The 24,640-nt window shown below is 45.8% G+C and carries 25 protein-coding genes; 12 read left to right on the plus strand and 13 right to left on the minus strand.

What is annotated here, in order from left to right; translation table 11 throughout:
* Window positions 1–149: 149 nt before the first annotated feature.
* The gene (locus tag FVR03_RS09480; RefSeq protein WP_255474146.1) at window positions 150–533 is read left to right on the plus strand and encodes a hypothetical protein; all 384 of its coding nucleotides are present in this window, start codon (window positions 150–152) and stop codon (window positions 531–533) included.
* A 66-nt stretch (window positions 534–599) separates the two neighbouring features.
* Here the strand turns inward: FVR03_RS09480 and FVR03_RS09485 are convergent, their stop codons facing one another.
* The 3 genes from FVR03_RS09485 to FVR03_RS09495 form a co-directional block, all read right to left on the minus strand.
* Window positions 600–1,232 (minus strand): thioredoxin family protein, encoded by a 633-nt coding sequence (locus tag FVR03_RS09485; RefSeq protein WP_147921504.1) that lies wholly within the window; start codon window positions 1,230–1,232, stop codon window positions 600–602.
* 13 nt (window positions 1,233–1,245) lie between these two features.
* Window positions 1,246–1,740, minus strand: coding sequence for a TlpA family protein disulfide reductase (locus tag FVR03_RS09490; protein WP_147921505.1), 495 nt, complete (start codon window positions 1,738–1,740; stop codon window positions 1,246–1,248).
* A 342-nt stretch (window positions 1,741–2,082) separates the two neighbouring features.
* On the minus strand, window positions 2,083–3,381 hold the full coding sequence (locus tag FVR03_RS09495; RefSeq protein ID WP_147921506.1) for a PepSY-associated TM helix domain-containing protein: 1,299 nt from the start codon (window positions 3,379–3,381) through the stop codon (window positions 2,083–2,085).
* A 459-nt stretch (window positions 3,382–3,840) separates the two neighbouring features.
* Between FVR03_RS09495 and FVR03_RS09500 the strand changes: the two genes are divergently transcribed.
* Window positions 3,841–4,395 (plus strand): type 1 glutamine amidotransferase domain-containing protein, encoded by a 555-nt coding sequence (locus FVR03_RS09500; protein WP_147921507.1) that lies wholly within the window; start codon window positions 3,841–3,843, stop codon window positions 4,393–4,395.
* Window positions 4,396–4,484: 89 nt separating this feature from the next.
* On the opposite strand, the gene FVR03_RS09505 is transcribed toward FVR03_RS09500, so the two are convergent.
* A complete protein-coding gene (locus FVR03_RS09505; RefSeq protein WP_147921508.1) occupies window positions 4,485–5,228 on the minus strand; it encodes a YceI family protein in 744 nt (247 codons plus the stop codon).
* Between the two features lie 27 nt (window positions 5,229–5,255).
* Window positions 5,256–5,897 carry a porin family protein gene (locus tag FVR03_RS09510; protein ID WP_147921509.1) on the minus strand — a complete coding sequence of 214 codons (642 nt, stop codon included), beginning with the start codon at window positions 5,895–5,897 and terminating at the stop codon, window positions 5,256–5,258.
* Window positions 5,898–6,384: 487 nt separating this feature from the next.
* Here FVR03_RS09510 and FVR03_RS09515 point away from each other — a divergent pair, with 487 nt between their 5' ends.
* Window positions 6,385–7,287, plus strand: coding sequence for a histone deacetylase family protein (locus FVR03_RS09515; protein WP_147921510.1), 903 nt, complete (start codon window positions 6,385–6,387; stop codon window positions 7,285–7,287).
* 218 nt (window positions 7,288–7,505) lie between these two features.
* On the opposite strand, the gene FVR03_RS09520 is transcribed toward FVR03_RS09515, so the two are convergent.
* From FVR03_RS09520 to FVR03_RS09540, 5 genes are all read right to left on the minus strand, one after another.
* Window positions 7,506–7,844 (minus strand): hypothetical protein, encoded by a 339-nt coding sequence (locus tag FVR03_RS09520; RefSeq protein WP_147921511.1) that lies wholly within the window; start codon window positions 7,842–7,844, stop codon window positions 7,506–7,508.
* Between the two features lie 90 nt (window positions 7,845–7,934).
* Window positions 7,935–8,150 (minus strand): DUF6095 family protein, encoded by a 216-nt coding sequence (locus FVR03_RS09525; RefSeq protein ID WP_255474148.1) that lies wholly within the window; start codon window positions 8,148–8,150, stop codon window positions 7,935–7,937.
* Window positions 8,151–8,371: 221 nt separating this feature from the next.
* The gene (locus FVR03_RS09530) at window positions 8,372–9,088 is read right to left on the minus strand and encodes a methyltransferase domain-containing protein (protein ID WP_255474147.1); all 717 of its coding nucleotides are present in this window, start codon (window positions 9,086–9,088) and stop codon (window positions 8,372–8,374) included.
* Entirely contained in the window at window positions 9,078–10,226 is a 1,149-nt protein-coding gene (locus tag FVR03_RS09535) for a type III polyketide synthase (RefSeq protein WP_255474149.1), read from the minus strand. The genes FVR03_RS09530 and FVR03_RS09535 overlap by 11 nt, the downstream gene beginning before the upstream one ends.
* Window positions 10,227–10,360: 134 nt before the next feature.
* A complete protein-coding gene (locus FVR03_RS09540) occupies window positions 10,361–11,473 on the minus strand; it encodes an NAD(P)/FAD-dependent oxidoreductase (protein ID WP_147921514.1) in 1,113 nt (370 codons plus the stop codon).
* A gap of 152 nt (window positions 11,474–11,625) precedes the next feature.
* Between FVR03_RS09540 and FVR03_RS09545 the strand changes: the two genes are divergently transcribed.
* A complete protein-coding gene (locus tag FVR03_RS09545) occupies window positions 11,626–12,012 on the plus strand; it encodes a T9SS type A sorting domain-containing protein (protein ID WP_147921515.1) in 387 nt (128 codons plus the stop codon).
* Window positions 12,013–12,185: 173 nt separating this feature from the next.
* On the plus strand, window positions 12,186–12,602 hold the full coding sequence (locus FVR03_RS09550; RefSeq protein WP_147921516.1) for a hypothetical protein: 417 nt from the start codon (window positions 12,186–12,188) through the stop codon (window positions 12,600–12,602).
* Window positions 12,603–12,817: 215 nt separating this feature from the next.
* Here FVR03_RS09550 and FVR03_RS09555 read toward each other — a convergent pair whose 3' ends face one another.
* Window positions 12,818–13,090: a hypothetical protein gene (locus FVR03_RS09555; protein WP_147921517.1), complete on the minus strand. Its 273-nt coding sequence runs from the start codon at window positions 13,088–13,090 to the stop codon at window positions 12,818–12,820.
* 438 nt (window positions 13,091–13,528) lie between these two features.
* Between FVR03_RS09555 and FVR03_RS09560 the strand changes: the two genes are divergently transcribed.
* From FVR03_RS09560 to FVR03_RS09595, 7 genes are all read left to right on the plus strand, one after another.
* Window positions 13,529–17,572, plus strand: coding sequence for a two-component regulator propeller domain-containing protein (locus tag FVR03_RS09560; RefSeq protein ID WP_147921518.1), 4,044 nt, complete (start codon window positions 13,529–13,531; stop codon window positions 17,570–17,572).
* A 293-nt stretch (window positions 17,573–17,865) separates the two neighbouring features.
* The gene (locus tag FVR03_RS09565; RefSeq protein ID WP_147921519.1) at window positions 17,866–18,189 is read left to right on the plus strand and encodes an ArsR/SmtB family transcription factor; all 324 of its coding nucleotides are present in this window, start codon (window positions 17,866–17,868) and stop codon (window positions 18,187–18,189) included.
* A gap of 6 nt (window positions 18,190–18,195) precedes the next feature.
* Window positions 18,196–18,669, plus strand: a complete 474-nt coding sequence (locus FVR03_RS09570; protein WP_147921520.1) for an SRPBCC family protein — start codon at window positions 18,196–18,198, stop codon at window positions 18,667–18,669.
* Entirely contained in the window at window positions 18,666–19,049 is a 384-nt protein-coding gene (locus FVR03_RS09575; protein ID WP_147921521.1) for a DoxX family protein, read from the plus strand. Before FVR03_RS09570 ends, FVR03_RS09575 begins: the two co-directional genes overlap by 4 nt.
* A 329-nt stretch (window positions 19,050–19,378) precedes the next feature.
* Window positions 19,379–20,824, plus strand: a complete 1,446-nt coding sequence (locus FVR03_RS09580) for a hypothetical protein (RefSeq protein ID WP_147921522.1) — start codon at window positions 19,379–19,381, stop codon at window positions 20,822–20,824.
* A 95-nt stretch (window positions 20,825–20,919) separates the two neighbouring features.
* Window positions 20,920–21,297, plus strand: a complete 378-nt coding sequence (locus FVR03_RS09585) for a hypothetical protein (protein ID WP_147921523.1) — start codon at window positions 20,920–20,922, stop codon at window positions 21,295–21,297.
* Window positions 21,298–21,981: 684 nt separating this feature from the next.
* The gene (locus FVR03_RS09595) at window positions 21,982–22,467 is read left to right on the plus strand and encodes a hypothetical protein (RefSeq protein WP_187270103.1); all 486 of its coding nucleotides are present in this window, start codon (window positions 21,982–21,984) and stop codon (window positions 22,465–22,467) included.
* A gap of 225 nt (window positions 22,468–22,692) precedes the next feature.
* On the opposite strand, the gene FVR03_RS09600 is transcribed toward FVR03_RS09595, so the two are convergent.
* Complete coding sequence (locus FVR03_RS09600) at window positions 22,693–23,349, minus strand: beta/alpha barrel domain-containing protein (protein WP_147921526.1); 657 nt, start codon at window positions 23,347–23,349, stop codon at window positions 22,693–22,695.
* A 192-nt stretch (window positions 23,350–23,541) separates the two neighbouring features.
* Window positions 23,542–24,561 carry a sugar kinase gene (locus FVR03_RS09605; protein WP_147921527.1) on the minus strand — a complete coding sequence of 340 codons (1,020 nt, stop codon included), beginning with the start codon at window positions 24,559–24,561 and terminating at the stop codon, window positions 23,542–23,544.
* Window positions 24,562–24,640: the final 79 nt, after the last annotated feature.

A 24,640-nucleotide genomic window follows, 5' to 3' on the forward strand; every position in this document is an offset into this window, starting at 1 on the left:
GTGAAAATAGGCTTCAAATTTAGAAGTTCCAAATTTTAGAAGCATTTTTTGCTGCAAGAGCCTTTTTTGAGCTGGCAGTTTTAATGAATTGTTAATTTTTATGAGGTAGTAAAATGCCTGATGAAATTACCTTTTATAACATTTTTTAGATGAGAAAAATGGACGTACAAGTGGTGGAAAATTCGCCTTTTGCCCGCCTTGCCCGCATGGTGCTAAAGAGCAAAAACGTGGCGATGGTGCTGGGTAAAAAAGTGCACCTGAGTGGCGTAAGCAAAGAAGTTTTTTTGAAGAACGATGGCTGGGTGGCGCACGAACTTTGCCATGTAGAGCAGTTCAGGCAGCATGGGTACCTGCGCTTTCTGTGGCTGTACCTGGTAGAGTCGATGCGGGTGGGGTATTATAATAATAAGTATGAAGTAGAAGCTCGCCTGGCAGGCATGAAACACACCCAGCACCTGGCGGCAGTGCAAAAGGCTGCGAGCACGGTAAAACCCATAGAGCTTCCCTTGCCAGCCTATAAACGGGAAACATAAAAGCAAACGGCACAAGATGAAGTAATACCTCTTGTGCCGTTTGCTTTTAGCTGCAGTACCTGTTGCTTAGGCTTCGCGCCATTTAATGGTGCAGCCAATGGCTTTGGTATTAGGCTGGCTAATAGTTTTGCCTGCGGCTAGCTCCTCTATGGCCTCTTCGGCATATTTTTTCTGCACTTTGTCTGCCTCGCGCGAGTTGTCGTCTACGGCTCCTATGTAAGCTACTTTATAAGTGCCATTCTGCTGTTTCTGTACTACATAAATATGTGGTGTGCGGGAGGCACCGTAGGCTTTGGTAATATCCTGGGTCTCATCCTGCAGGTACGGGAACGGGAATTTCTTGTCTTTGGCGCGTTTCTGCATATCGGCAAACGAGTCTTTTGGCGATGCCTTGGTGTCGTTGGGGTTAATGGCGATAAGAGGATAACCTTTTGGCGCGAACTTGTTGTGGAGCTCTATCAGGCGGTCTTCGTAAGCCACGGAGTAGGGGCAGGTGTTGCAGGTAAAGGTCACGATAAATCCTTTGGCATCTTTGTAGTCGGCCATCGAGACCATTTTGCCATCTACGTTCTTCAGTTTAAAGTCGCGGGCAGTATCGCCCACCTGGTAACCCGATTCGGCAGCAGGAATAGCAGCGAGCAGCAGGCCCACAAAAAGTAGGCACGTAGCATAAATAAACGGTATTCTGACTCTTTTCATAGACGGTATGGTTTTAAGGTTTATATTTCTGTATGAGTTGCTGTAGCTGTTCCTCCTTCATTTCTCCCTCCAGAAAGTAATAGGTATTGCGCTTGTTATTGAACATAATGGTGGCCGGAATAGCACCTGTCCATTTCTGGTCTACTTTGTCTATAAACGTGTTACCGTCCGGTTCGTCGAGCAGCAGGAGCTCCGACTGCAGGCTACGCTTTTTGGCAAAGGTGTTTACGCGTTTCTCCAGGTCCTGCACCGCATCCATGCTGACCAGAATTACCTTTACCGGCTGGTTTTTATATTGCTTGTTGGCAGCTTCGAAGTAAGGCAGTTCTTTTACGCAGGGGCCGCACCAGGTAGCCCAGAAATTAACAACATACAGGGTGTCGTGGGGGAGTTGGCGCAGCTGTTCGAGTTCCGCATATTTTATTACTTTCACCTCCTGCGCCAGGGCTGGCAAGGCAGCAGCCACCGATAACAAGAGAGCAAAAGCAACGTGTTTTAACTTCTTCATAAGATAGAAACGGTGCCGGGTTTCAAAATGATATAGCAACTATCTAATTTACTCAAAATCCGGAAAACTGAAAATGCTGGCCTGCCTCTGTATCGAGTGCAGGCCAGCATTTTCAGTTTTAAGTGTAGCACCCTTCTGTGAGATTTTAAACACCAGATGTTAGCTACCAGTCCCTTCTTTATATCGAAGTTAAGGATAGCAGTTTTCGCTCCATCTCTCATTCAAAAATCGCCTTATGTCAGCTTTAAACTTGCCGATCTTCATCTCAACAATTAAACCATGCAGCAATCAGCAGCTAACCACCAGCAATTATTCTCATAAAAATGCCCTTCAGAAGGTTTTTTAGCTCCCGATGCTCGAGGCCATAGTTTTAGTTTTAACATGGCGGTTCCTCTGTTTTGGCTTTTTGCGGAGCTTGTTGATCCAGATAAGGGTGCCGGTAACTGGTAGCGAGGTTGCTACCAGGCAGGCAATAAAGTAAAGTATTTTGGAGAACGTGCCATAAATATCGCCCAGGTGCAGGGGCTTTATAGAACTTGCGATCTGTGCATTCAGGGGCTTGTCCGAAAATTTCTCCAGCTTCAGCACCTCATTGTTGTATTGGTTGAGCTGTACCTTGTCGGAGGCGGCAGGTGCAAAAAAGCCAGCTTTGCTTTTGTTTACCACCACCGAGCCAGTTGCGTCGGCCGGTAGCGAAATCCGGAGGTTGCCCTCGTAAGGAAGCACGGTGTTTGTCTTTTCTATAAAGGCCGCTAAGTTGGGTGTGGTACCGGTAGCCGTGGCAGGGTCTGAAGGTAAGGGCTGCTCGCGGCGTCCTTTAAAAACCTCTTCGCCTAATACAGCACTCACACCATCTTTGTACCACTCAAACGACCAGCAAAGCCCGGTAAGCGACATTATGAGCAGCAGCGGCAGCGAGTAGAAGCCTAACGTGTTGTGCAGGTCGTGGTTTGTACGTTTCCAGTTACCGCTGGTTTTTACTTTTAAGCCTTGTTTCCAGTTTTTCAGCTTTACCGGGAACCACAGCACCAGCCCCGACAGCACCAGAAAAGTAAAAATGATGGTAGAGACGCCTACAATTATTCTGCCCGGGTTTACAGCGCCTGGCTCTGCCTCCAGGAGCAGCCAGCGGTGCAGCTTCATCATGCTCATAAAAAACTCCGATGCGGCTGTTTCTGTTGTGCCTTTTACCGTGCCCGTGTACTGGTCTACGAGGTAGGTAGTTGGTCTGCCCCCACGGCTGCGGCCACCTGGTGCGGCCTGTGCTGTTGCTTCAGCAGGTTTTCCACGCTTAGCCTCGGCTGCTACTGCCTTGTTTTTGCCCTCAGGCTTTGCCTCCGGGCTGGCGGCAGTTACTCCAAAGCGATAAGGCCTGGCGGGGTCCTGTGGTATCTCTACTGCCACTACCTTGCCTTTTAGCTCCTGCTCCAGGGTAGCCGCCAGGGCATCGGGCGAAAGCGCTACGGCATTGGCCGGCACAGTTACCCGGAACTTGTCGGCTTCTATAAATTCTTCTATTTCGGTGCGGAAGGTGTAGATGGTGCCGCTCAGGCATACCACAAATAGTACCAGACCACTGCCAATGCCCAGCCAAAGGTGCAGGTCGGTAACGAGTTTCCGCCAAAGAGATTTATTTTTCATACAAGGAATCTGAAAAGTATGAGCTAGATGTGTTTCAGAAGAGGGCAGTCATACAAGAGCGCCTACTTATTTTCAGGTATTCAAAATTAACCTTGTTTAGATTAATTCCAAACAGTAGAAGGGGCTAAAGGTATTATTCTTTCGGGATAGGAACTGCATTGCCAGGTGTTTTGGCCAGCCTGAAAGGCAATGGAAGCATGTTGTTTTCTGATGTAACTGTTTGTTAATCATTTGTTTGATGCAGTTGATGGGCTTGCTGTAAAACCCCGGCTCATCAGGTAACGACCCTTGAGGCTTAAAACGTGTAAAAAGCTTTTGAAGACCTTTTTCATTAGAATAATTTGCTTATTTACAGCAGCAGGTAAACGATACAGGCCGGTTTACTTTAACAAATAAGGCGCCGGGCCGTTTAAAAAGATAACAATGTTAAAACAATGTTACACGAAAAGAACTATAACCATGGCTGCAGAACTGGCTGGAAAAAAAATAGCAATATTAGTTGATAACGGCTTTGAGCAGGTAGAACTGACCGAGCCACAGAAAGCACTGAAAGAGGCAGGAGCCGAGACCCACCTTATTTCGCCACAGAAAGATGAGGTAAAGGCCTGGGAGCACACCGATTGGGGAAAAAGCTATAAAGTCGACATCCATTTATCGGAGGCAAAGGCGGAGCAGTACGATGGCCTGCTGTTGCCTGGCGGTGTCATGAACCCCGACCACCTGCGCGGAAACAAAGAGGCCGTAGCCTTTGTAGATGCCTTTATGGTTAGCGGCAAGCCCGTAGCCGCCATTTGCCACGGCCCCTGGACCCTGATAGAAACCGGAAAGGTAAAAGGCCTCACCATGACCAGCTACCCCACCCTGAAAACGGACCTGATAAATGCCGGAGCCGACTGGGTAGACGAAGAAGTAGTGGTAGACAAAGGCATTGTAACAAGCCGCAACCCAGATGATATTCCGGCTTTCAACAAAAAAATAATAGAAGAATTTGCCGAAGGGAAGCATGAGCGCTAAACGCGTATTATGCAGGATTGTGAAGAAGCGAAAAGGCTGCCTTAGTTAAGGCAGCCTTTTCTTATATGCTGTTGTTTCTGGTTCTGTTCCTAATCTGCCGCAACAGTTGTGCCGGCTGCTGGCTTGGCCAAAACAGAAAGCCCAATGTTTACGCTGGAGTAAATTGTTTTGTCGCCCAACGACTCGTCGGAGCGGTAAACCAGGCCCCACTTGGTGCGATCTATATTAAAGTTAGCTTTGGCTTTTAGCTGGCTATCTTCTACTGTAACTCTTGCCGGAAACGTAACACTTTTGGTATTACCTTTTATTGTCAGGTTACCGGTTATAGTGTGTGTAGGGTTATTTACCTTCAGCTCGCTTTGAGTGGCTTTGCTCTGCGCGCTTTCCTCCTTTTTGGAGAGGCTGTCGTAGGGCGCCACAGACACAATTTCGAATATGGCAGTCGGGTGGTTCTCTACATCAAAAAAGTCGGCAGACTTCAGGTGTGTAGCCAGTTTATTGCTGCTTTCTGTGTTGATAGATTTGTCGGTACACTGCAGCCCCGTGAGGTCCAGAACAATTTGGCCACCGCTAATGCGCCCGCTCTGTACTTCAATTTCGCCGCTTTTTATACAGATGGTGCCATTGTGCCTGCCTGTCATTTTAGACCCGATCCAGGTTACTTCGCTTTTGGTTGTGTCTATCAGCAGTGCCTCTGCTGGCCCGCTAAGTTCAGTTTTGGCCAGAGCTTCGCCCACTTCGGCATCGTCGGTTTTAATGGTTGTATCACATGCCGCTACCAATAACAGCAGGAGCATGCCTGCTAGTGTTCTCCATCTTCTTCTGCTCATCATGTTCTGGTAGCGGCTTAGTTATATGGCTTAAATGCCTATGCCCAGGTACACCTGAAACACACCATTCTTTATATCTTCGTTTATTTTCTGGCCCAGCGCATTCTCTTTGCGCAGGTCTGTGAGCCCCAGGAAATAGCGTGCTCCGAGTCGAAGCCAGCTAATTTTAGCCTCTATACCGGCTGCAGCGCCATAATCGAAGGTGTTGTAGGGGGCAAGGTCTATCTCGGAGCCTCCCCGTTTACCTGACATCAGGATGCCGATTTGCGGACCTGCATGTAAGCTGATATTCTCTGTTACATTAAAAACAGCCAGAATAGGCACATTCAGGTAATCGAACCGGAAGGTAGAGTCGTTACGCTCATAACCTCTCCGTGAATATAACACTTCGGGCTGAATAGAGAAAGCATCAGAGAAGGCAAACTGCGCAAAAACACCTGCATGAAAGCTGGTGTGTCCGCTAATGCTGCCGAGCATGTCTTTGTCGCTGCCTCTTAACTGCGAAAAATTTACGCCACCTTTAATACCGAAACCGGAGTTATGGGCACCGGCACCACTAAACAGATTGTGATTTCGCTGCATGCTCGAAGGGCCGCCGTAATCTTCTTGTTGCGCGTGAGCCGTAGAAACAAGGGTAAACAATATAAGCAGTAAGGTGAAGGTCTTTTTCATAGTTTTTTGGTTTGTTTAAGAAAAATGTTCTTCTGAACAACTTGTTCAAAATGGGTCTTAGTAGTTTATACTACTTATAGAATAGGATAGGTTACAAAAGCAGGTAAACCAACCAAGGAGCAGCACCTATAAAAAGGTGCTTTTTAGTGCAATAGAATATAATGTAACCTGTGTATTATGTAAACTACTGGTAATTACTATAGATATGATAAATTTGTTAAGAAGAACCTTGTTTGTTAACACCCTTTTAACAGCGAATAGTGGATAAACATACGCTTTCAACAAAGTTATCCACATTTTAGAGGTTTGTTAACGTGTATTTTCTGAAATAGCTATACCTGAATAGTTTACAACAGCTTTTTTACTTAAGTAATTTCTGTGCAATTTGGGTAGTGGCGTGGGCGCGCCGGGGGAGCAGGCCAGGCTGGAGCCTGATTTTGTACAATGCTTCAAAACTTCTGTCGGGCTTTTGTTGTTTCTTTGTGGTATGCTTAAAATTGCCTGGTCCGAGATATTTGCCCATTCGCTGCCCGAAGGCCATCGCTTCCCGATGGCGAAATACGATCTGTTGCCGGAGCAACTGCTCTACGAAGGCACTATTACGTCTCAGAACCTTTTTGCCCCCACACCGCTAGAAGATGCGGTTATAACAGCTACGCACGATGCTACCTACTGGCACCGGCTGCGCAACCTTCAGCTCACGCCCTCCGAAATCAGGAAAACGGGTTTCCCGCACTCCAAAGAACTTATTCACCGCGAAATCGTGATTATGAACGGCACCGTGCAGGCGGCCCTGTTTGCGCTGGAGTTCGGCATAGGCATGAACATTGCCGGCGGCACCCACCACGCCTTTACCGGCCGCGGCGAAGGTTTTTGCCTGCTAAACGACATTGGTATTGCGGCCAACTTTCTGCTCCGGCATAAAGGCATCCGGAAAATACTCGTAGTGGACCTGGATGTGCACCAGGGAAACGGTACTGCTGAAATTTTCAGAGAGGAGCCGCGCGTGTTTACGTTCAGCATGCATGGCGGCAACAACTACCCGCACCGCAAAGAGCAATCGGACCTGGACATACCCTTGCCCGACCACACAGACGACAAAGCGTACCTGCACCTGCTCCGCAACACCCTGCCCCGCTTACTCGATGAGCAGCAGCCGGAGTTCGTTTTTTTCCAGTCGGGGGTAGATGTGCTGGCTACCGATAAACTCGGGAAGCTTGGCATGAGCATAGCCGGCTGCAAAGAGCGCGACAGGCTGGTGCTGGAATTGTGCGCCACCAGCAAGTTGCCGGTAACTGTAAGTATGGGAGGAGGTTACTCTACGCAGATAGCGCATATCGTAGAAGCGCATGCCAACACGTTCCGGCTGGCACAGCATATTTTCTTTTAAGAACTGTAGTTAGTTAAGAGTTAAAAATTATGAGTTAAAAGTTGAAAAGGATGGTTCATTCATCTACTCATCTTCACATTCCTACATCTCCAAATTTCCAAATCTTCACATTCCCAAATCAACCATCAAACAATCAACAACCAACAAACAAATTATTCGAATAAAAACTCCCTTCCGAAGCATTTTCTGGGGAAAAAGGTCAAGGGTGGCAGGCAGGTTTATTTCTCGAGGAGGAAGTACAGGTAGGAGTCGGAGCCAGCTTCGTTACTGGTGGAGTAGTTACTGCTCTTCAGTTGCCAGCCATTGTTTTGCTGCGCCTTCACCAGCTGCAGCACCGACGAGTAATCGCCGTCGCTTTCCGATTTCGTTTTTTTCTGGACAAAGCTGGTTTTGGTGCTGGTGCTCGAAATGTTGATGGTAATACTTCGGCCACTGATAGATGCCAGGATCGTCATCAGCTCTTTTGGTGCTGCTGCTGTTTGCTCATACTGCTTAAAACCAAATAAGGCGCTTACTGTAAAAGCTATGACCACTACGATCATCGTGTTTCTGTTCATAAATTGGAGTTTTTATTTAAGCTTTTGTAAGTGCAGGTACCAGTAAAGTGGTACCTGCACTTACAGCATCTTTTTAGAATTTCTGTGGGATTACTCTCTTCTTTTAAGCTTGTTGTCCGGTTTTTTTGCCCTGCCGATAAACAACCGGAGCACCAGGTAAATAACAGGAGCCAGGGCCGCCACCAGAATAACGTACAGTATAAGCTTGAGTGCCTTAAAGAAAAGAGAAATGGCAACAACCGAGAGTATGATCGAAACAATAAAGAGAAGCCAGAATTGTATAGTGCCTTTGTTCATAAAATTTATAAGTAAGAAGTGAGAATAGGTAGGCTGCTGCTCCGTAAATTCAAATTACATCTGTCGCATCAAGTAAAATTCTGCTCATGATCAGAACTCCAATTTTTCTAATGAAAATGGCCTCCGGAAGGAAATACATCACAAATTAGCCAAGGGTCTCTCAATCTATTCTTCTTGAATGTACTGCACCAACAGGAAAATACAAGACAGCTATACGGTAATTTCCCGGTTTAGATGGTGCCCTTCTTCAGGATCAGCTGCCACCTGAAAGCCCACATCCAGCTCAGTTTAAAGTTAGGAGCTTTTGCCTCCTGCACTAACTGTTGCAACTCTTCCCGCTTAAAAGCCCGCCACACCGATAGGGGCGCATCGTTTTTTACCAGATAGGATTTAGAGAACAGCGCCGTAATCCATTTAATAGAATAGTAGGCCAGCCAGTGCCGGTGCAGGTCGTTTACTATAACGGCCACTTGCGCCTGCCGGTGCAGTTGGCTGAAAAGCCGCACCAGTTGCGCATTGCTGAAATGGTGGCAAAAAAGGCTGCAGACAACAATATCGTAAGGCTGCTGGCTGAAATTGTGAGAAAACACATCGTGCTGCTCCACCTTTATTTCGGGAAAGGAAGTGCTGTGCTGCCGTGCATACTGCACCATAAAATCGTTGGCATCTACACCAATCAGTTCTACGGCTACACCCTTACTTCTGGCCCAGCGGGCCATGGCCCGCAGCATGTCGCCACCGCCGCAGCCAATATCGGCAATGCGCAGGGGCTGGGGGAGTAGCTTTGAGCCGCTTACCAGCTGATTGAGGGCGTGCAGCACCACTTTGTGGCCGCCAAGCCAATGGTTTATAACCTCCAGCTCCTGCAGGTTGCGGCGCAGGTCCTCGCCCGAGAGCGAGAGGTCGTCCATGAGCTCGGGCCGGTTTGTTCTTTCTTTAAGAAGCATAATGCACTTTCAGTAACATAGACTCCAGGGTAAGGCCGGGGCCGAAGGCAAAGCTCAGAACAGGCTCATTTTTGTCTTTCAGGGTAAGCGACTCCATCAGCGATTTCAGCACAAACAGCACCGTGGCCGACGACATGTTGCCAAACTCCTGCAGCACCTGGTAAGCAAAGCGGTTGTGATAGCGCGGCATGCCCAGTTCCTGCTCTATTACCTCCAGAATACGGCGCCCGCCTGGGTGTATGGCAAATAAGTTTATTTCGGAGATGGTGGTTTTGAGGCCTAGCAATAGCCGCTCGGTTAGCTGCTTTATCCCGTTTTTTATCAGGTCGGGAACGTAAGACGACAGCGTCATTTCGAAGCCTGTGTCGCCTATATGCCAGGCCATATCGCGTTTGCCTGCCGGTGCCAGGTCGCAGTGGAACGACTGCAGCTCCAGGCTCAGCTCGGTGCAGGGTTGCCCCTGCAGCAGCACGGCAGCTGCGCCATCGCCAAATAAGGCGTTAGATACCAGCTGGTCGTGGGCAGCGTTTTTTTGAAAATGGATGGTGCAGAGTTCAGTGCATACCATCATTACGTTAGCGGCAGCGTCGGCTTTGCAAATGGCATCGGCTAGTTTCAGGGCATTAAAGGCGGCGTAGCAGCCCATAAAGTTAACAGCAGTTCGTTGCACGCTAGGCGAGAGGGCCAGCCGCTCCACCAGCTCAATATCGAGGCCGGGTGCATACATGCCGGTGCAGCTAACGGTAATCAGGTGCGTAATGTCTGCTGCCTGAAACGCAGGAGCGGCCTGCAGGCAGTTGCGCACGGCAGCTTCGGAGAGCGTAACGGCATGCTCCCGGTACACATCCATGCGCTGCTGCACCGTTGGGAAGGGTTCGAGGTCGGGGGTGTTGGGGTAAAAGGTAAAGGCACCGTTTGAACGTGTGTAGTCTTCGAGCACGCTGTAGCGTTGCCCAATGCCGGAAACACGGTAGAGCGCCTTCAGCTTTCTTGTTTGTGGCTCATCGAACTGCAGGGCCGCAGCCATAAAGTCGGCCACCTGCATCTGCGGAATTACATGTGGCGGGTTAGCCGTGCCGATGGCACATAAATAGCTTTTCATGCAGTTTTGTTGTTTCTGGTTAAATGCCCGTTTCAGAGCTTGAACGTTACTGGCTCCTACACCACCTTATCTGGTGAGAGCATAAACAGGCAGGAAACACGCTCATCAGGATGAACATTACCTACGGATTCAGGCTGGCATAAGATGTATTCTCCTGAAACAAACTAAAGTCAAAAAGGTTGGCCGTGCGTTTGGCGCATGAGCAGCTGCACTGCAAAAGGCAGTTGTTTGAGGGTGCCTACCGCCAGTTCTGTTAGCACAGGGTGGCCAAAGAGTTGCTGCACCACACGGCCAATCTGAAGCCTGGTGGCAAACTGGTTTCTCCAGGCGCGGGTATAGCCCTGCTCCAGCTGTACCCGGTCGCGGCCGTTTTGGAAGTAGTGCAGCACCTGCTCTGTTGCCAGCTTTCCTGCGTGTATAGCCATGGCCATGCCGTTACCGCAGAGGGGGGTAATCATGCCGGCTGCGTCGCCGCACATGAGCATGTGATTCTCGATGCAGGTTTTGGTAGCAAATGAGATCTCGTTTATGACCTCCGGCTGCTCGTATAAAAATTCGGCTTCGCGGAAAATGTGTTGCAGGTGCGGGTTGCGGTGCAGCACTGCTTTTTCCATGGCTGGTATGTTGCCGTGGCTGCGCAGGTTCTGGCGGGTGGTCAGGTAGCAGAAGCAGTACCGGTCGTCTTCCACGGCCGATATGCCGGCGTACCCGTCTTTAAAGTTGTGCAGCGCGATCTGGTCTTTTGGTAGCTCCAGCCGCACATGGTACTTTACGCCAATGTAGGGCGAGGGCTGCTGAAAGAAGGGTCGGTTGAGGGTGCGGTCGAGGGAGGTGCGTTTGCCGTATGCGCCCAGTACCACAGGTGCCTGCAAGGTTTGCCCGCTGTTGAGCTGCACGGTAAAAATATCATTGGCATAGTTTACTTTATCTACCTGCTGGCGCGTGTGCACCTGTACGCCCTGCTGCAGCGCCACCTGGTACAGAAAATAGTCGAGGGTGAAGCGGCTCAGGCCCCAGCCGCCCAGGTCTAACGTCGCCTCCAGGGTTTTGCCTGAAGGAGCGCTTAGCAGAAATCGCCGGATGCGGGCAGGCTGCAGCGGAGCAGGGTCGGCACCAATGGAGGCCAGGTAAGGCAGCACTTCGTTCGAAACATACTCGCCGCACACCCGATGAAAAGGATACGCTTTTTTTTCGACCAATGCCACCGAAAGCCCCTGCCTGGCCAGCCCGATACTGCTTACCAGACCAGCCAGTCCGCCCCCTATAATAACGATATCTTTCAATGGTTTTTATGATAAAGTGCATTATGGTTTTAATCCAATGCAATTGTTGAAATTAAGTTATTTTAACATGAAAAATACAATAACTAAATCTAAATAAAAGCGTTTTATTACAATTAGACATATAATAATACGTATTGTGACCTGAACTAACTATGAAACAACATATACTAAGCTTTTTCTTGTGCCTGGTAGTGCTGGTACCACAGGCGCAGACCCGCAGCACTGTGCCCGGGCCTGTTGTCGTGCAGCCAGACAAAGAAAAGGTGCTTGAAGAAGAAGTTCGCGAAGACCAGGAAATCGCGATTTACCCAAATCCTAACTCCGGCATTTTTACGGTGTCGTTGCCTACATCGGAGGCAAAGCAGGCGGACCTTCGCATTATGAATGTAATCGGAAACGAGATTCACCGGGAAGTGCTGACAAGGACCAACGCGCAATTTTCTACGACCATAAACCTTAACAGATTCGCCAAAGGGCTGTATTACGTAAAACTGGAAACAGATAATTTCAGCGCCATTAAGCGGGTTGTTGTAAAATAAAGAACCTTTAGGTTTAGTTACCGGCTACCCCCGGTTATGCTGCCAAAGCACAAGCGGCCACTCTGCCAACAGGGTGGCCGCTTTTTTGTTTTCGTTTAATATTTTCTGTGTAAGCGTTAAACCCTTGGCCGCTGGCTGTGTCAAAGAACAAACGTTCATAAAATTAATTAAACATGAAGAAGTTACTTAACCTTACCCGTGTGCTTGCGCTTTGTTTTGGTGTTTTCTTAGCTACCGGAGCTGTTGCCCAACAAGGGAACAGGCCGCAAGGGCAGGGGCAGATGTCGATGCAGGACCGGAATGCGCAGATGCTGAAAGACTACAAAGAGCAACTGAACCTGACAGCCGAGCAGGAAACCAAGATTCAGGCCATACTAACAAGTGCTGCAGAAGAGCAGCAGGCCCTGCGTAACCAGAATGCCACCCGCGATGAACTGATGGAAAAGCGCCGGGCACTGATGACCAAAAGCCAGACTGAGATTAAAGCCGTTCTGACACCGGAGCAGGCAAAACAATTCGATACCATGGTGGCCAACCAGCAGCAGCGTATGCGCAACGGGCAGGGGCAAAGGCCGAGCAGAAGTAACTAAACTTTTGTAAGTTAAAAGTATACAAACCAAATCCGCTCAGGTATTCTGCCTGGGCGGGTTTTTATTTTTTGTTCAAGCGGATGTGGTAAATACTCGGACTGCACCAGAACAAGTTGCCCTGGCTTTCTGCTTTGGAGCAGGCTGGCAATTATGCGAATGAAAAACCCCTTCCAAAGGATTTTGTCTGTTTAAGGGTCAAGGGTACCCGAGAAGTTCTATTCAGGCAAGATGGCTTTGGGAATAAAACCGGTATATTCTTTTTCTTCTTTCAGCACCCGCACTTTAGTAAAAATCACATCGGAAGTATCGAGAATCTGCAGTTCCTGGGAGCTTTCGAAACTGGTAAGAGTGGTGCCCTCAAAACTGGCTTCGTCGTAAAGCTGCCCTCCAATTAGGGGTCTGGTAACGCTGATGACGTCTTTAGGCAGTTCCTTCTGACCTGCCGCGCTTGTCTGATCATCAATAGGTTGGCTGCTGCACCCTGTCATTATTAAAAGAGACAAACTAGAACAGAAAAGGAGCAGAGGCTTCATGAGAAATAATTTTCGTGTTTAAGCTGTATATGCCAGTTCTGTGTAGAAAGTTGCTAAAAAGGAGATGTATGTCTCAAAGATTTGTTCTTTGGTGTTTAAGAAATAAGGCAGCCCCTTTGCCTGGGGAACACAAATTATTTAAATGAAAACGGCCTTCCGAAGCCTTTTTAGCCGAAATAGCTCAAGGGTCCAGCTATAGTTTTGCCCAACTCTGGTGATTAGCCATAGACTCAAGGTAAATAATTGTGTAATATTTATAAAATATTGAACAAAATACCTGGAATTGGGTATTGTTATCCCTCAGAAATGCTTCTACATTTATTTGGCGCAATTATTTGTGAGTTAAAAACCTTTTATCGCACTGTCGTTTTGCCCTCTTAAATATATAATTGTATGAAGAAACAACTACTAAAGCCAGCCAGATGCTTGTGGCTACTCATTTTTTATGCTGTTATGGTTAACGTGTATGCGCAGGAGCAGCTAAATGTTCAGGTAATTAGTCAGGCGACTACCCCTGCTTTGCCTTCCAATGTTTTTCAACGGATCGAAGTGGATGGAAAAGGCCATATATGGGCGGGAACAAATGGGCAGGGCATAGTAAAGTTTAACCCTTATACTCAGAACCCGGATAGCATCGTCTTTACCGCTTTTACGACACATCAGGTAAGAGCCATCACCAGAGATAGTAAGGGCGATATCTGGGCTGGATCTGCTGCCAGTGGCGTACAGGCGAATACTGGGGCCATCCGCAAATTTGAGAAGGGCAATACAAATGCTGTTACTTCTTATAATATTGTTGGGGTTGATTATCCTATTGTGTCGAGGCTAATATATGATTTAGCTGAAGGACCGGGAGGAACCATGTGGGCCGCACACGGGCAAACTACTACCGGTACAGTTGTAACAGAAGGCGGGTTAGGCCGCTTCGATGGCGAAAAGTGGCAACGGATAACAGCTGGCCTGCCAGCCTCCGACAGAAGAGTTTTGGCAGTAGGAAGGGTAGGCGATAAGGTGTGGGCTGGTGTTGACCGTGCCTGCAGAAACGGAAACTGCACAGCTCCCTACCTGGCAGAATACAGCCAGAACGGCGACTTTGTAAAGATTGTATCAGAAGGCTTGCCTTTTTCTAACGCTGGCGGGGCGCTTCCGCGGGTTATTTTCAACGACAGTAAAGGCCGCGTCTGGGTAGGGTTAAGCACTGGCACAGGAGTAGTGGCTGTTTATGAAAACGATACCTGGACAGTTATCGATAATGCCATTACACAACTGCCTGTCGGCACAGCGGTAAATTTTAGTTCTATTAAAGAAGATAGAGCTGGCCACATCTATGTCGGCACAACTGCTGGTCTGCTTAAGCTCAAGGGCTTAAACTATTCGGAGAAATCGGATTGGGCCTTGTACAGCACAGAAAGTGGTTTGCCGGCAAATTTTATTAATGGCATTGCACTAGATGATAGTGGCGATATGTGGTTAGCCACCAGTGGCGGTATTGTAAAAGTAATGTTAGGTGGCATAGAAATTTTAGATCCTAACCCGGAGTTAATAGACGTAACCAACGGTGCCCTGCTTACCAGAATTGATTATGTTGCCGAACTGAAGACGAAAAGAGTTGGCGCCGCCACTGATGGGGTTACAAAACTTATACTGAGAGTTAAAACAGACAAAAAATTAACCTTTGTCATCAGGAGCATTTTTACAGGAGAAGGTACTATACATGCACTTGCAGACCCAGGCAAAAAAGGCACGAACACACTGGAGCCTGTGGAGGTAGAGCCACAGGTAACCTCTGGTGGCGTTTCGTATGTGGCGGTTGTTTATACAGCGCCTGAGTCGTGGGGAAATAATGGAGCCGAAAGCAAACGTAGCATTAAGGTAGAGGCTTATGAAACAGATAATCCTGCTAAATCTGAAGAGGTTGAAATTATTTTGAAAAAGGCTCCTGTGGTATTGATTCATGGCATGTGGTCTGATATGCATGCCTGGAAGGATGGCGGCTTTGAGCGATATCTGAAGCTTAACAAATACGATAACATTCAGTTTGCCGACTATTCTACAGATTCTTATTCCACTTTTGATCCTAACACAAGTGGCAAATACGATTGGCTATCGAGGCCACTGGGCGTATTGGCACTACAAAGTGCTATAAGTGATGGTATTGATCAGTATAGAAAAGAAAATATAGCTGTTACGCAGGCAGATGTTGTGGCCCACAGCCTGGGAGGACTGATGACCAGAAGTATGATTGCGCAGGATTATTATGTAAAAAATGACTACAGAGATTTCACAAACTTTTATGAAGGAACAGTTCATAAACTGATAACGCTGGGAACACCTCATAAAGGCTCCCCTTTTGGAGAATTTGTGTGGGAAAAAAGCTTTGAATCTGCTATTCTGAGAGGAGAGGGCGGCTTATCTCAAATTCCGGTTTCCCAATTCTTCGAAAGGTTTGGTCCGGGTAAGATCGGCACTGTGCATAAAGACTTTAGTCCAAGTTCCAAAGCCTTTCAAAACCTGAAAGTAACTAAAGTTAAAACGCATGCTATTTATTCTTCTTACAAGCCAGATGCAACAGAGAGTTATTATGCGCTTGCTGCTTTAGTGCGTACGTTAGCCTTAAACAGAACAAACCACGAAGACCTGTTTAAAGAGGAAAACGATCTTATTGTAAAAGTCAGCAGTCAGAAAGGCGGGTTGGCAGAAAAGTATACCACCCGCTTCGATAGCCATATACATTCTTCTATCCCTGTCGCAAGTAAAGTAGGAAGAGACAAAGCACAAACAGCGTCTTTGGCTGTACAAAGCAGGGTGGTTGCCCTTTTGCAAACGAATGACACCACACTTTTTGCGAAGTCAATACCGCTATCTTACGATCCTGCAAAGCCTGATAATGAAAGAGTAGGAGTGCAGGCAGCTCCGGCACATACCATGCCTGCAAACCAGCGCGCTGCAGCAGCAACCGGTTATATTCAAATTTCGACTTCTGCGCAAGGGCGTATTTTAAAATATGGCTCTTCGGCGCCAGTAACACTTACGGTTTTGCCCAAAGAAGACGCAAAAATTGTAAGTGCTGTCATCATGGTTGAAGGAATTGGGATTCTGGCTGTTCCAGAAACAGCTCCTTATGCAGTAACCTTTAATTTGCCAACAAACACTCCCATCGGTAAAGTTGGAGTTGCTGCGTTAGCAAGAGACGAAGATGGCACTCTCATGGCTGATACAACCAGTATCTACATTCAGTCCGACCTGCCTTTCATAAATTTTGAAGTGGTGCCCGGTAGGGTTACACTTAATGCCTCCGAGAGCAAAATGCCGTTATTTGTTTCGGCTTCTGTTAAAGTAGAGCAGGATACAACCTATCTTAACCTGACAAACAAAGCCTCGGGTACTACCTATACAGCAACAAAAGGAATAGTAAGGGTCTCGGAAGATGGTTTAGTAGCAGCCGAAGCAGTGGGATCTGATGTAATTGAGGTTAAAAATGGCACAAACACTTATTTGGTGCCTGTTACCGTTACGGCTATCTGTGCTGTAATAAAGCCTGTTATTACCCAAAACGGAAACACTTTAACATCGAGCAGTGATGCAGGTAATCAGTGGTTTTTAGACAATGCCATGATCGTGGGTGCAACAGCAAAAGAGTATGTAGCTACTCAGTCTGGTTCGTATACCGTTCGTGCAACTGTCGGCTGCCCTGGGCCTATGTCAGATGCTGTACGGGTAACAACTGCCAAACAGGAACAAGCCATAACCTTTGCCACCATTCCGGATAAAACAGTTGGCGATGCTCCTTTTGCATTAGCAGCTAGCACTTCTTCAGGCTTACCGGTAAGTTATACATTAGTATCAGGGCCAGCAACTTTGGCCGGTAATGTTGTAACTGTAACCGGCGAAGGTACTGTAACAGTTAAGGCGCTGCAGGATGGAAACGAAGCGTATAGCCCGGCTCCGGAAGTTACCACTAGCTTCTGTGTGACACCTGCTAAACCAGCTATTACGGAATCGGGTAATACGTTAACTTCTTCCAGCCAGACTGGCAATAAATGGTACCGTAATGCAACCTTGCTCCCCGGCGCAATGGCTAATACTTATACAGCCACTGAAGCTGGTGTTTATACGGTTCAGGTTACTGGCAGCTGTGGTGTAAGCGCCATGTCGGAGGCGTTAACCTTAACTATTACATCTGCTGCAGAGGAACTTTCGAAGTTGCTGCTTGTATACCCAAACCCTGCACAAGAAAGAGTTAGGGTAGAATTGCCCGATAACCTGCCATGGGCAAATCTGATGTTGTATTCCGCGCAAGGTAAAGTGGTTCTTCAGGCTGAAGGAAACAATAAAACAGCTGTTATCTTAGATGTGAAGCAACTTCCAAAAGGTCTTTACTTTCTGCAGATTCAAACTAGTAAGGGTGTACTGTTTAAAAAACTGATGCTGGAGTAGTAGTAAAAAGGAACCTGCCCCAAATGCATTATTCTTAATTAGCCATATTTTTTGATTACAAATCAACAAGGCCCCTCTCCTGAAGATGTATGGAGAGGGGCCTTTTGCTTCAATAATACCACCAGTCTTTAGAAGGTTCTTTTTAGTAGAAGAAGGTGGGGTAGAGGTGGTTAGTTTGTATATATAGTATTTTGATCTCGTAGGTCAATACTTCCGATGAAGAGCAAAATAGTTTAACAAAAAATTGCGTAGTTAAATAGCTACATGTAAATTAGTAGCCAAATAGCTACATAATGAATTTAAGACGAGATGTATTTCAGGCAATTGCCGACCCAACCAGAAGGGCTATTCTGCTTTTGCTTGCTACACAATCTATGACAGCCGGTGCCATTGCAGCGAACTTCGATACAGCCAGACCCACTGTTTCTAAGCATTTACAGATTCTGACAGCATGCGAATTGCTGGAACAGGAGCAGCAAGGACGTGAAGTGTATTATCATCTCAATGCAGCCAAAATGAAAGAAATCGCTGACTTCATAGAACCATTCCGGAAAGTTTGGGACGATAGATTTAACAAACTGGAGCAAGTAATGAAATCTTATAAAGCTAAAAAATAAAGCCTCGTGGATCAGAAAACCAAGATTACAGCCGAAAATGGCAAACAGGAAATTGTAATTACAAGAATTTTCGACTTGCCTGTAGACCTCCTGTTTAAAGCTTATACAGAGCCTGAGCTTGTGGAGCAATGGATGGGTAACAAAGTTCTGATGTTAGCATGCAAAGCCCACGGCAGTTATCAGTTTGAAACAAGAGACGAACACGGAAACGTCTTGTTCCGGGCCAATGGGGTTATCCATAATTTCGTTCCTAATCACTCTGTTACCCGGACTTTCGAAATGGAAAACACGCCGTTTCCGGTCCAGCTTGAATTTTTAGACTTTGAGCAACTTTCAGAAGAAACAAGTAAACTCACCATGCAAATGGTTTTCAAATCGGTGGCCGACAGAGATAATATGCTTAAGCTGCCATTTGCCCAAGGTATAAATATGGCGCATAACCGACTCCAAAAACTAATAAGCAAACTAAAACAACAATGAGAAAGAGAGACAAAATTATTTACTGGATTGCAACCATTTGGCTATGCTTAGGAATGGTGTCAACAGGAATAGTGCAACTTATACGAATGGAGGAGGAGGTGCAGAAAATGAATGAATTGGGTTATCCGGCCTATTTCCTGACCATTATTGGTGTATGGAAGTTACTGGGAGCAATAGCCGTTCTTATTCCTGGCGTTCCGTTGGTAAAGGAGTGGGCGTACGCAGGGTTTTTCTTCTTAATGACTGGAGCTATTTTCTCGCATTTTGCCAATAGCGACAATGCCGTAGAATATTTTGGCCCGGCCTTATTACTGGTTCTCACTATAATTTCGTGGAGTTTCAGCCCGGCTAACAGAAAGCTCATTAAAGCAGCACGTTAGTTAAAAGTATGTAATGTTACGCACCTCAGGCTTTAGCCAAAGAACGCAGCAGCAGTGGCTAGAATAGTGAAACGTAATAAGTGTATATTTTATATGCTGTTTATAGGAGCACCCTTGAGGGTTTTCTGCACTAAAACCTTCGGAAGGCCATTTTGATTCGAATAATTCTTAGCGGGGAATATTTAGAATTAATAATTGTTAATTTTAAATATTTTTTGCTATATAGTATATTCGGTAATCCGATTACGGTTATCTGTAGTTTTCGACAAAAAAGCGTATGTTTATTACTGCTAGCCGCTAGTTGGCAAAAAGCTATAATAAAAAGAAGAATGGAAAATAATACACCAAAAGTAATTCAATCAGAAACAGAAGTCAGAAAAGTTTCTTATGACGTGCAGCTTAGAGATTTTGAAAACGGTCTTCAAAATTTTCTAGCGGTACACAATTTACCAGCAGAAGGAATATTTGTTGGAATTCCAGAACGTGCAAACGTTTTTAAAAATTTAGATTCTGTACTTGACCAAGTTGACGTTCAAGAAAAGGAAAAGTCAATTTACCTATCAAAGTTTATTGCTGGTGTTGCTTCTGGCCTCTTTGATGCTGCCTTGAATTACCTTTGGGACGAAACAATTCTGCAAATCCGGAAAAGAGTAATAAAATACGACATCGAGTACTTCTATGACAATGCAGTTTCAGGGGATAGAAGAAAAAGATTAAAAGACGAAAATGATTTAAATAAAGTTGATGACTATGATTTGATAAAAGGAGCCAAAGAAATTGGCTTAATATCAGATTTAGGCTTTAAGCATTTAGAATATATTAATTATATGCGGAATTGGGCTAGTGCAGCTCATCCAAATCAAAACGAGATAACAGGATTACAGTTAATTGCTTGGTTAGAGACTTGTGTTAAAGAGGTTATAACGCTTCCAATTTCTAACATCACAATCCAGATAAAACAATTGCTTATAGGTGTCAAGAATACCTCTATATCTGAAACGGAAGCACAAGAAATATCAGTATTTACTACCAACCTAACACAAGACCAAATTAATAACTTAGCTTCAGGTTTCTTTGGTATATACGTAAAGCCTGAAACAGAAAGTCAAACCCATCAAAATATAAATAGGCTTTTACCTTTGATTTGGGGTAGAGTTGATGAAGACAGTAAGCACACCTTCGGCTTAAAGTATGGAAATTTTGTTGCTAGTAACAGCCAAGCAGAAAGAAAACTTGCAAGACAGTTTTTACAAGTTGTAAATGCAGAAAGTTATATACCTGATGACTTAAGAGCAATTGAAATTGAAAATGCCATCGATAATTTATTAAGTGCTCATAGAGCTTACAATAATTTCTACAATGAACCATCTTTTGCTAGGCAATTACAAAGAATGGTAGGTGAACCTTTAAAAGTGCCTAGAGCAGTAACAAAAAAGTTTGTACTTGCTATTGTAGAAACTTTTTTAACAAATGGAAATGGAGTTGCAGTAAGTGCAAATTCAATTTATGTTCAAATATTGTCGAATCTAGATTCCCATCAAGCAAACATTGCAGTCTTGTCTTTTAGTGATACACAAATTTCAAGCCGACTCCAGTTTCCTCTTTGTCAAAGGAAGTTTAAAGAACTAATTGAAATTGTAAAGCCTAGTATTACATCTCCACCTGTCAAAGATTTGATAGAAAAAATCGAGGAATTCAAGGGTAAACCATCTTATCTAATGAATGATAAATCTATAAAAACAGCTTTCGATAGTCTCAAAACTCTGCTTAAATAAAGCCTCTTGCCAACCACGTATAAACGTCATGCTTCGGCCGACGGCCTCGCACGTCGTTTACACAAGTACGTTGTACACAATTCAAATAATAAAAAATGAGCTGGGACATTGTTTTATTTAACTCAAAGCAGAAAATAGAAACAGTAGAAGAACTGGATGAAGAACTATTGGAACCAATCGATTTCAATTCGCTTCTCGAAGAATCATTTGCAGGAGTGGAAAAGGATGGGAAACACATAGAATTAATTGGTAATGATTTTTCACTCGAATACTTTACCGACGAAGAAACAGCGAGCAATTTGATGATGAGCATAAATGGAGAAAATGGATTATATGTTTTGATAGAATTAGCAAAAGAGCATGGGTGGCAGATGTTCGACACAGCTCTGGGTGAAATGATAGATTTGGAAAATCCTGAAAAGAACGGATATAAAAATCACCAAGCATATGTCCAGCAAATACTGAAAAAATAAGAACTGTGTACAATCGAGTAGCCTGCCGTGAGCAAAATTACTCACGGTGAGGCTCTCCCACCACCCTGCGTACGGTTCTCGTACAGGGCGGTTCGTTAAGGATAGCACAGCCGCTCTTTACACCGACCATGCCCTTGCCCTAGTTTGGGATAAGGCTAGCAAACTCTAGTGTTTGAACCTCCTTATCGGATTTTGGGCAACTTAACGTTTGGTCCTTCATCACCCTGTGAGGCCTCCGTAGCGCTTACGGCTCGTTTCCAGGTGACTATTATGACCGCTGCTGACTTCTTGGCTCATAGAAACCGAGTCTATTCCAAGACCTCCCCAGGTAAGACGCTTATCCTTCCACCTAATCCTGCTGCATCTACACAGAGTCGTTTGTTGGCCAGGGGCTTTGCAAAGATGTGCTTGCTTACCCACGACTCCCTGCCTCTTATACAGTTTCTGTTCGTCAGTTCAGGCTTTTGCAGTCCCGCTTTCTTCACTGCACGCCTCACGACGAACCAGCTTGCGGCTTGCTTATCGGCTTCGCCAACTTGCCGATAAGGGATTTGCACCCTCTGGATAATCTGAGTATATTTCATAACAAAATATACTCGCGCCATACTGGGCGCACACAACAGCTAAACGCCAGCATTGGCCAACGGCCTGCGCCGCCGTTTAGCCTAACCGTATAGCATTGTAATGATAAAATTGAAAAATAGATTATCCCTCGTCAGTTCATTTACTCTTTTGCTGTTAGCTCAATGTGGTAGTGTTTACACTATGGAATCAGATAGCAGGAATTTTAGAAAAGGTGAAAAGCTGTTTGCAAAGTACTATGAAGAAAACGGTAATGCTTTTATGTATTCAGTCGGAACAGTAGGCTATAAATACATATGGACTATCACAAGTAGTGAAATTATCATGACCTCAATAGATTTGAAAGGAAAAACAGATACTTTAAGGGTTAAATCTATTGGTAACTGGACGCAGCATAGTGGAGTGAATTTTGAAGAACCTAATTGCTCTATGGTACTTGATGGTGATGTTTTAATATTAAAGTTTAAAAATGAAGAAGGACAAGAATTGGAAAAATCACTGATAAATGAGATAGACTGCTTAGAGAAAAGCAATTCGCCAATACTTGTGAGTGTTCTTAATGATATGAAATCGCTGAAAATAAAATAACGCTGTACAACAAAGCGCAGCTTTAACCCTTGCTACGCTACGGGCTTCAGCTGCACCAGCACGTTAAGCAACCATAAGTACAAAGTTTAATCAGATTAGCTACCCACACTTATACATGGCTGCTTCACCACCCGTACAGTTTCCCCAAAATCCAAAAGGCCCGTTTCATAGATTATTCTAATGAAACAGGCCTTCAGAAGCAAAAGTTATCCAAATAGCTCCAGGCTATTTCCTTACCATTTCCAACATATCAGCGGCGCGTTTGCTCAGCCACTCGTAGTTATCGCCGGCATCTGCTGGTTTTTCGAATAGTTTAGAGCCCAGGCCAGTGGCAGTTACGCCGGCACTGAACCATTCATCAAGGCTTTCTTTGGTTGGTGCTACACCGCCGGTTGGCATAAAGAGCAGGTTCGGGAACAGTTCTTTAATGGCTTTCAGGAAGCCGCTGCCCAGCACGTTCCCAGGGAACAGTTTCACAAGGCTTGCTCCTGCTTTTTCAGCCTGGTCGATTTCGGTAGGAGTCATGCAACCGGGTATCCAGAGCAGCCCCTGCGCGTGCACCGTTTTAGCAATGTCGGCATTCATAATCGGGCTCACGATAAAATCAGCGCCAGCTTCTATAAATTTAGTAGCCGTTTCGCTGTCTTTAATCGTACCGATGCCCAGCTTCATGCCAGGGTATTGCGCTTTGGCAGTTTCTACCAGAATCTTAAAGTTGGCAAGCGCCTGCTCACCACGATTTGTAAACTCAAACACCCGCATACCGCCTTCGTAGCAAGCTGCCAACACAGCCTTGCAAACCTCAGGGTCAGCATTAAAAAATACGGGAATAACCGGAGATGTTTTGATGGTATCTAATACCTGGTTTTTATCTGTTGCCATTTTTTATTTTTTAGATGTTAGATGCTAGATTTTAGATGTTAGATTTTTTTCAAAAGTAATCAGATAGTAATCGTGACAAATGATCTTATAGCCTAACTAAAAGAAAAATCCATCAAAAGCAGGCTAATCCGCTTTAACTTGGCAATGAGTGAAACCGAAAAAATCTAGCATCTAATATCTAACATCTAAAATCTAGTGGATAATATGTTGTTTAATATGCGATAAGGAGTGGTTGCCAAAGTCGCCGGGAACGAAGAGCTTTTGGTAAGCAGAGGCTGTAGCGAAATCAATAACATCCTGCCCCTCCAACTGCTCGTGCAGGCTGTAGATCAAGCCGGCCATAAACGCGTCGCCGCTGCCTATGCGGTCTACCACTTCCTGTGTTTCGTAGGTGTGCGATACGTACTGCTGCTGCCCGTTGTAGTAGGTGCCGTAAAAAAGGTTATGGTTCGGGCTATCCATAAACCGGAACGTAAAGGCTACGTGCTTGCACTCCGGGAATTTTTCCATGATAGCCTTTGCCGACTTTTCTGAATGCTGCAGATACTCTTCCTGGCTGGTTTCGCGGTTCAGGCCTTCTGCCACTGGGGTGCCCAGCATTACGTTGGCGGCCCAGATGTTGCCCATAATTACATCGCAGTACTGCACCAGCTCCGGCATTACCTCCAGAGGAGTTTTGCCGTAAGTCCAGAGGCGGTTGCGGTAGTTCAGGTCTACCGATGTGGTAAGGCCCAGCTTTTTGGCTGCTACCAGAGCTTCTTTACAGAGAGCCGCAACGTTTTCGTTCAGAGCAGGCGTAATGGCGCTCCAGTGAAACCAGGAAAAGTCTTTCAGGATGCTTTCCCAGTCGATGCTGCCGGGCGTTAGCTGGCTGAAAGCAGAATATTTGCGGTCGTACACCACCTGCCCGGTGCTGAGGCCGTTGGCAGATAATAAAAAATAAAGCCCAACGCGGTCGCCTTGCTTCAGAATAAGGTCTGTCTCGACGCCACGCTGCTCCAGTTCGCCCAGCGCTTTAGCCGTAAGCTCATTTTCGGGTACGCAGGTAAGGTAGGAGCAGGGTATGTCCCAGAGGCCCAAAGAGGCAGCCACATTGGCTTCGGCTCCGCCCGGATAAATTTGTAAAAGGTTATCTGCTGATTCCAGGCTTTTGTTTACGGAAGCCAGGCGCCATAATAATTCTCCGAAAATGAGAACTTTCCCTTCTCTCATATGCTATTATTCTGTTAGGGGTGTACTTAATTTTTGACCGATTGAGGTTGAACTTTGACTAAAGTTAGGTAGTTTTACT

Source organism: Pontibacter qinzhouensis, from assembly GCF_008017455.1.
In the GTDB taxonomy this organism is placed as follows: domain Bacteria; phylum Bacteroidota; class Bacteroidia; order Cytophagales; family Hymenobacteraceae; genus Pontibacter; species Pontibacter qinzhouensis.

Coding starts and splice junctions, on each gene's coding strand:
- FVR03_RS09480 (WP_255474146.1), top strand. CDS start 150: ATGAGAAAAATGGACGTACAAGTGGTGGAAAATTCGCCTTTTGCCCGC.
- FVR03_RS09485 (WP_147921504.1), bottom strand. CDS start 1,232: ATGAAAAGAGTCAGAATACCGTTTATTTATGCTACGTGCCTACTTTTT.
- FVR03_RS09490 (WP_147921505.1), bottom strand. CDS start 1,740: ATGAAGAAGTTAAAACACGTTGCTTTTGCTCTCTTGTTATCGGTGGCT.
- FVR03_RS09495 (WP_147921506.1), bottom strand. CDS start 3,381: ATGAAAAATAAATCTCTTTGGCGGAAACTCGTTACCGACCTGCACCTT.
- FVR03_RS09500 (WP_147921507.1), top strand. CDS start 3,841: ATGGCTGCAGAACTGGCTGGAAAAAAAATAGCAATATTAGTTGATAAC.
- FVR03_RS09505 (WP_147921508.1), bottom strand. CDS start 5,228: ATGATGAGCAGAAGAAGATGGAGAACACTAGCAGGCATGCTCCTGCTG.
- FVR03_RS09510 (WP_147921509.1), bottom strand. CDS start 5,897: ATGAAAAAGACCTTCACCTTACTGCTTATATTGTTTACCCTTGTTTCT.
- FVR03_RS09515 (WP_147921510.1), top strand. CDS start 6,385: ATGCTTAAAATTGCCTGGTCCGAGATATTTGCCCATTCGCTGCCCGAA.
- FVR03_RS09520 (WP_147921511.1), bottom strand. CDS start 7,844: ATGAACAGAAACACGATGATCGTAGTGGTCATAGCTTTTACAGTAAGC.
- FVR03_RS09530 (WP_255474147.1), bottom strand. CDS start 9,088: ATGCTTCTTAAAGAAAGAACAAACCGGCCCGAGCTCATGGACGACCTC.
- FVR03_RS09545 (WP_147921515.1), top strand. CDS start 11,626: ATGAAACAACATATACTAAGCTTTTTCTTGTGCCTGGTAGTGCTGGTA.
- FVR03_RS09550 (WP_147921516.1), top strand. CDS start 12,186: ATGAAGAAGTTACTTAACCTTACCCGTGTGCTTGCGCTTTGTTTTGGT.
- FVR03_RS09555 (WP_147921517.1), bottom strand. CDS start 13,090: ATGACAGGGTGCAGCAGCCAACCTATTGATGATCAGACAAGCGCGGCA.
- FVR03_RS09560 (WP_147921518.1), top strand. CDS start 13,529: ATGAAGAAACAACTACTAAAGCCAGCCAGATGCTTGTGGCTACTCATT.
- FVR03_RS09565 (WP_147921519.1), top strand. CDS start 17,866: ATGAATTTAAGACGAGATGTATTTCAGGCAATTGCCGACCCAACCAGA.
- FVR03_RS09575 (WP_147921521.1), top strand. CDS start 18,666: ATGAGAAAGAGAGACAAAATTATTTACTGGATTGCAACCATTTGGCTA.
- FVR03_RS09580 (WP_147921522.1), top strand. CDS start 19,379: ATGGAAAATAATACACCAAAAGTAATTCAATCAGAAACAGAAGTCAGA.
- FVR03_RS09585 (WP_147921523.1), top strand. CDS start 20,920: ATGAGCTGGGACATTGTTTTATTTAACTCAAAGCAGAAAATAGAAACA.
- FVR03_RS09595 (WP_187270103.1), top strand. CDS start 21,982: ATGATAAAATTGAAAAATAGATTATCCCTCGTCAGTTCATTTACTCTT.
- FVR03_RS09600 (WP_147921526.1), bottom strand. CDS start 23,349: ATGGCAACAGATAAAAACCAGGTATTAGATACCATCAAAACATCTCCG.
- FVR03_RS09605 (WP_147921527.1), bottom strand. CDS start 24,561: ATGAGAGAAGGGAAAGTTCTCATTTTCGGAGAATTATTATGGCGCCTG.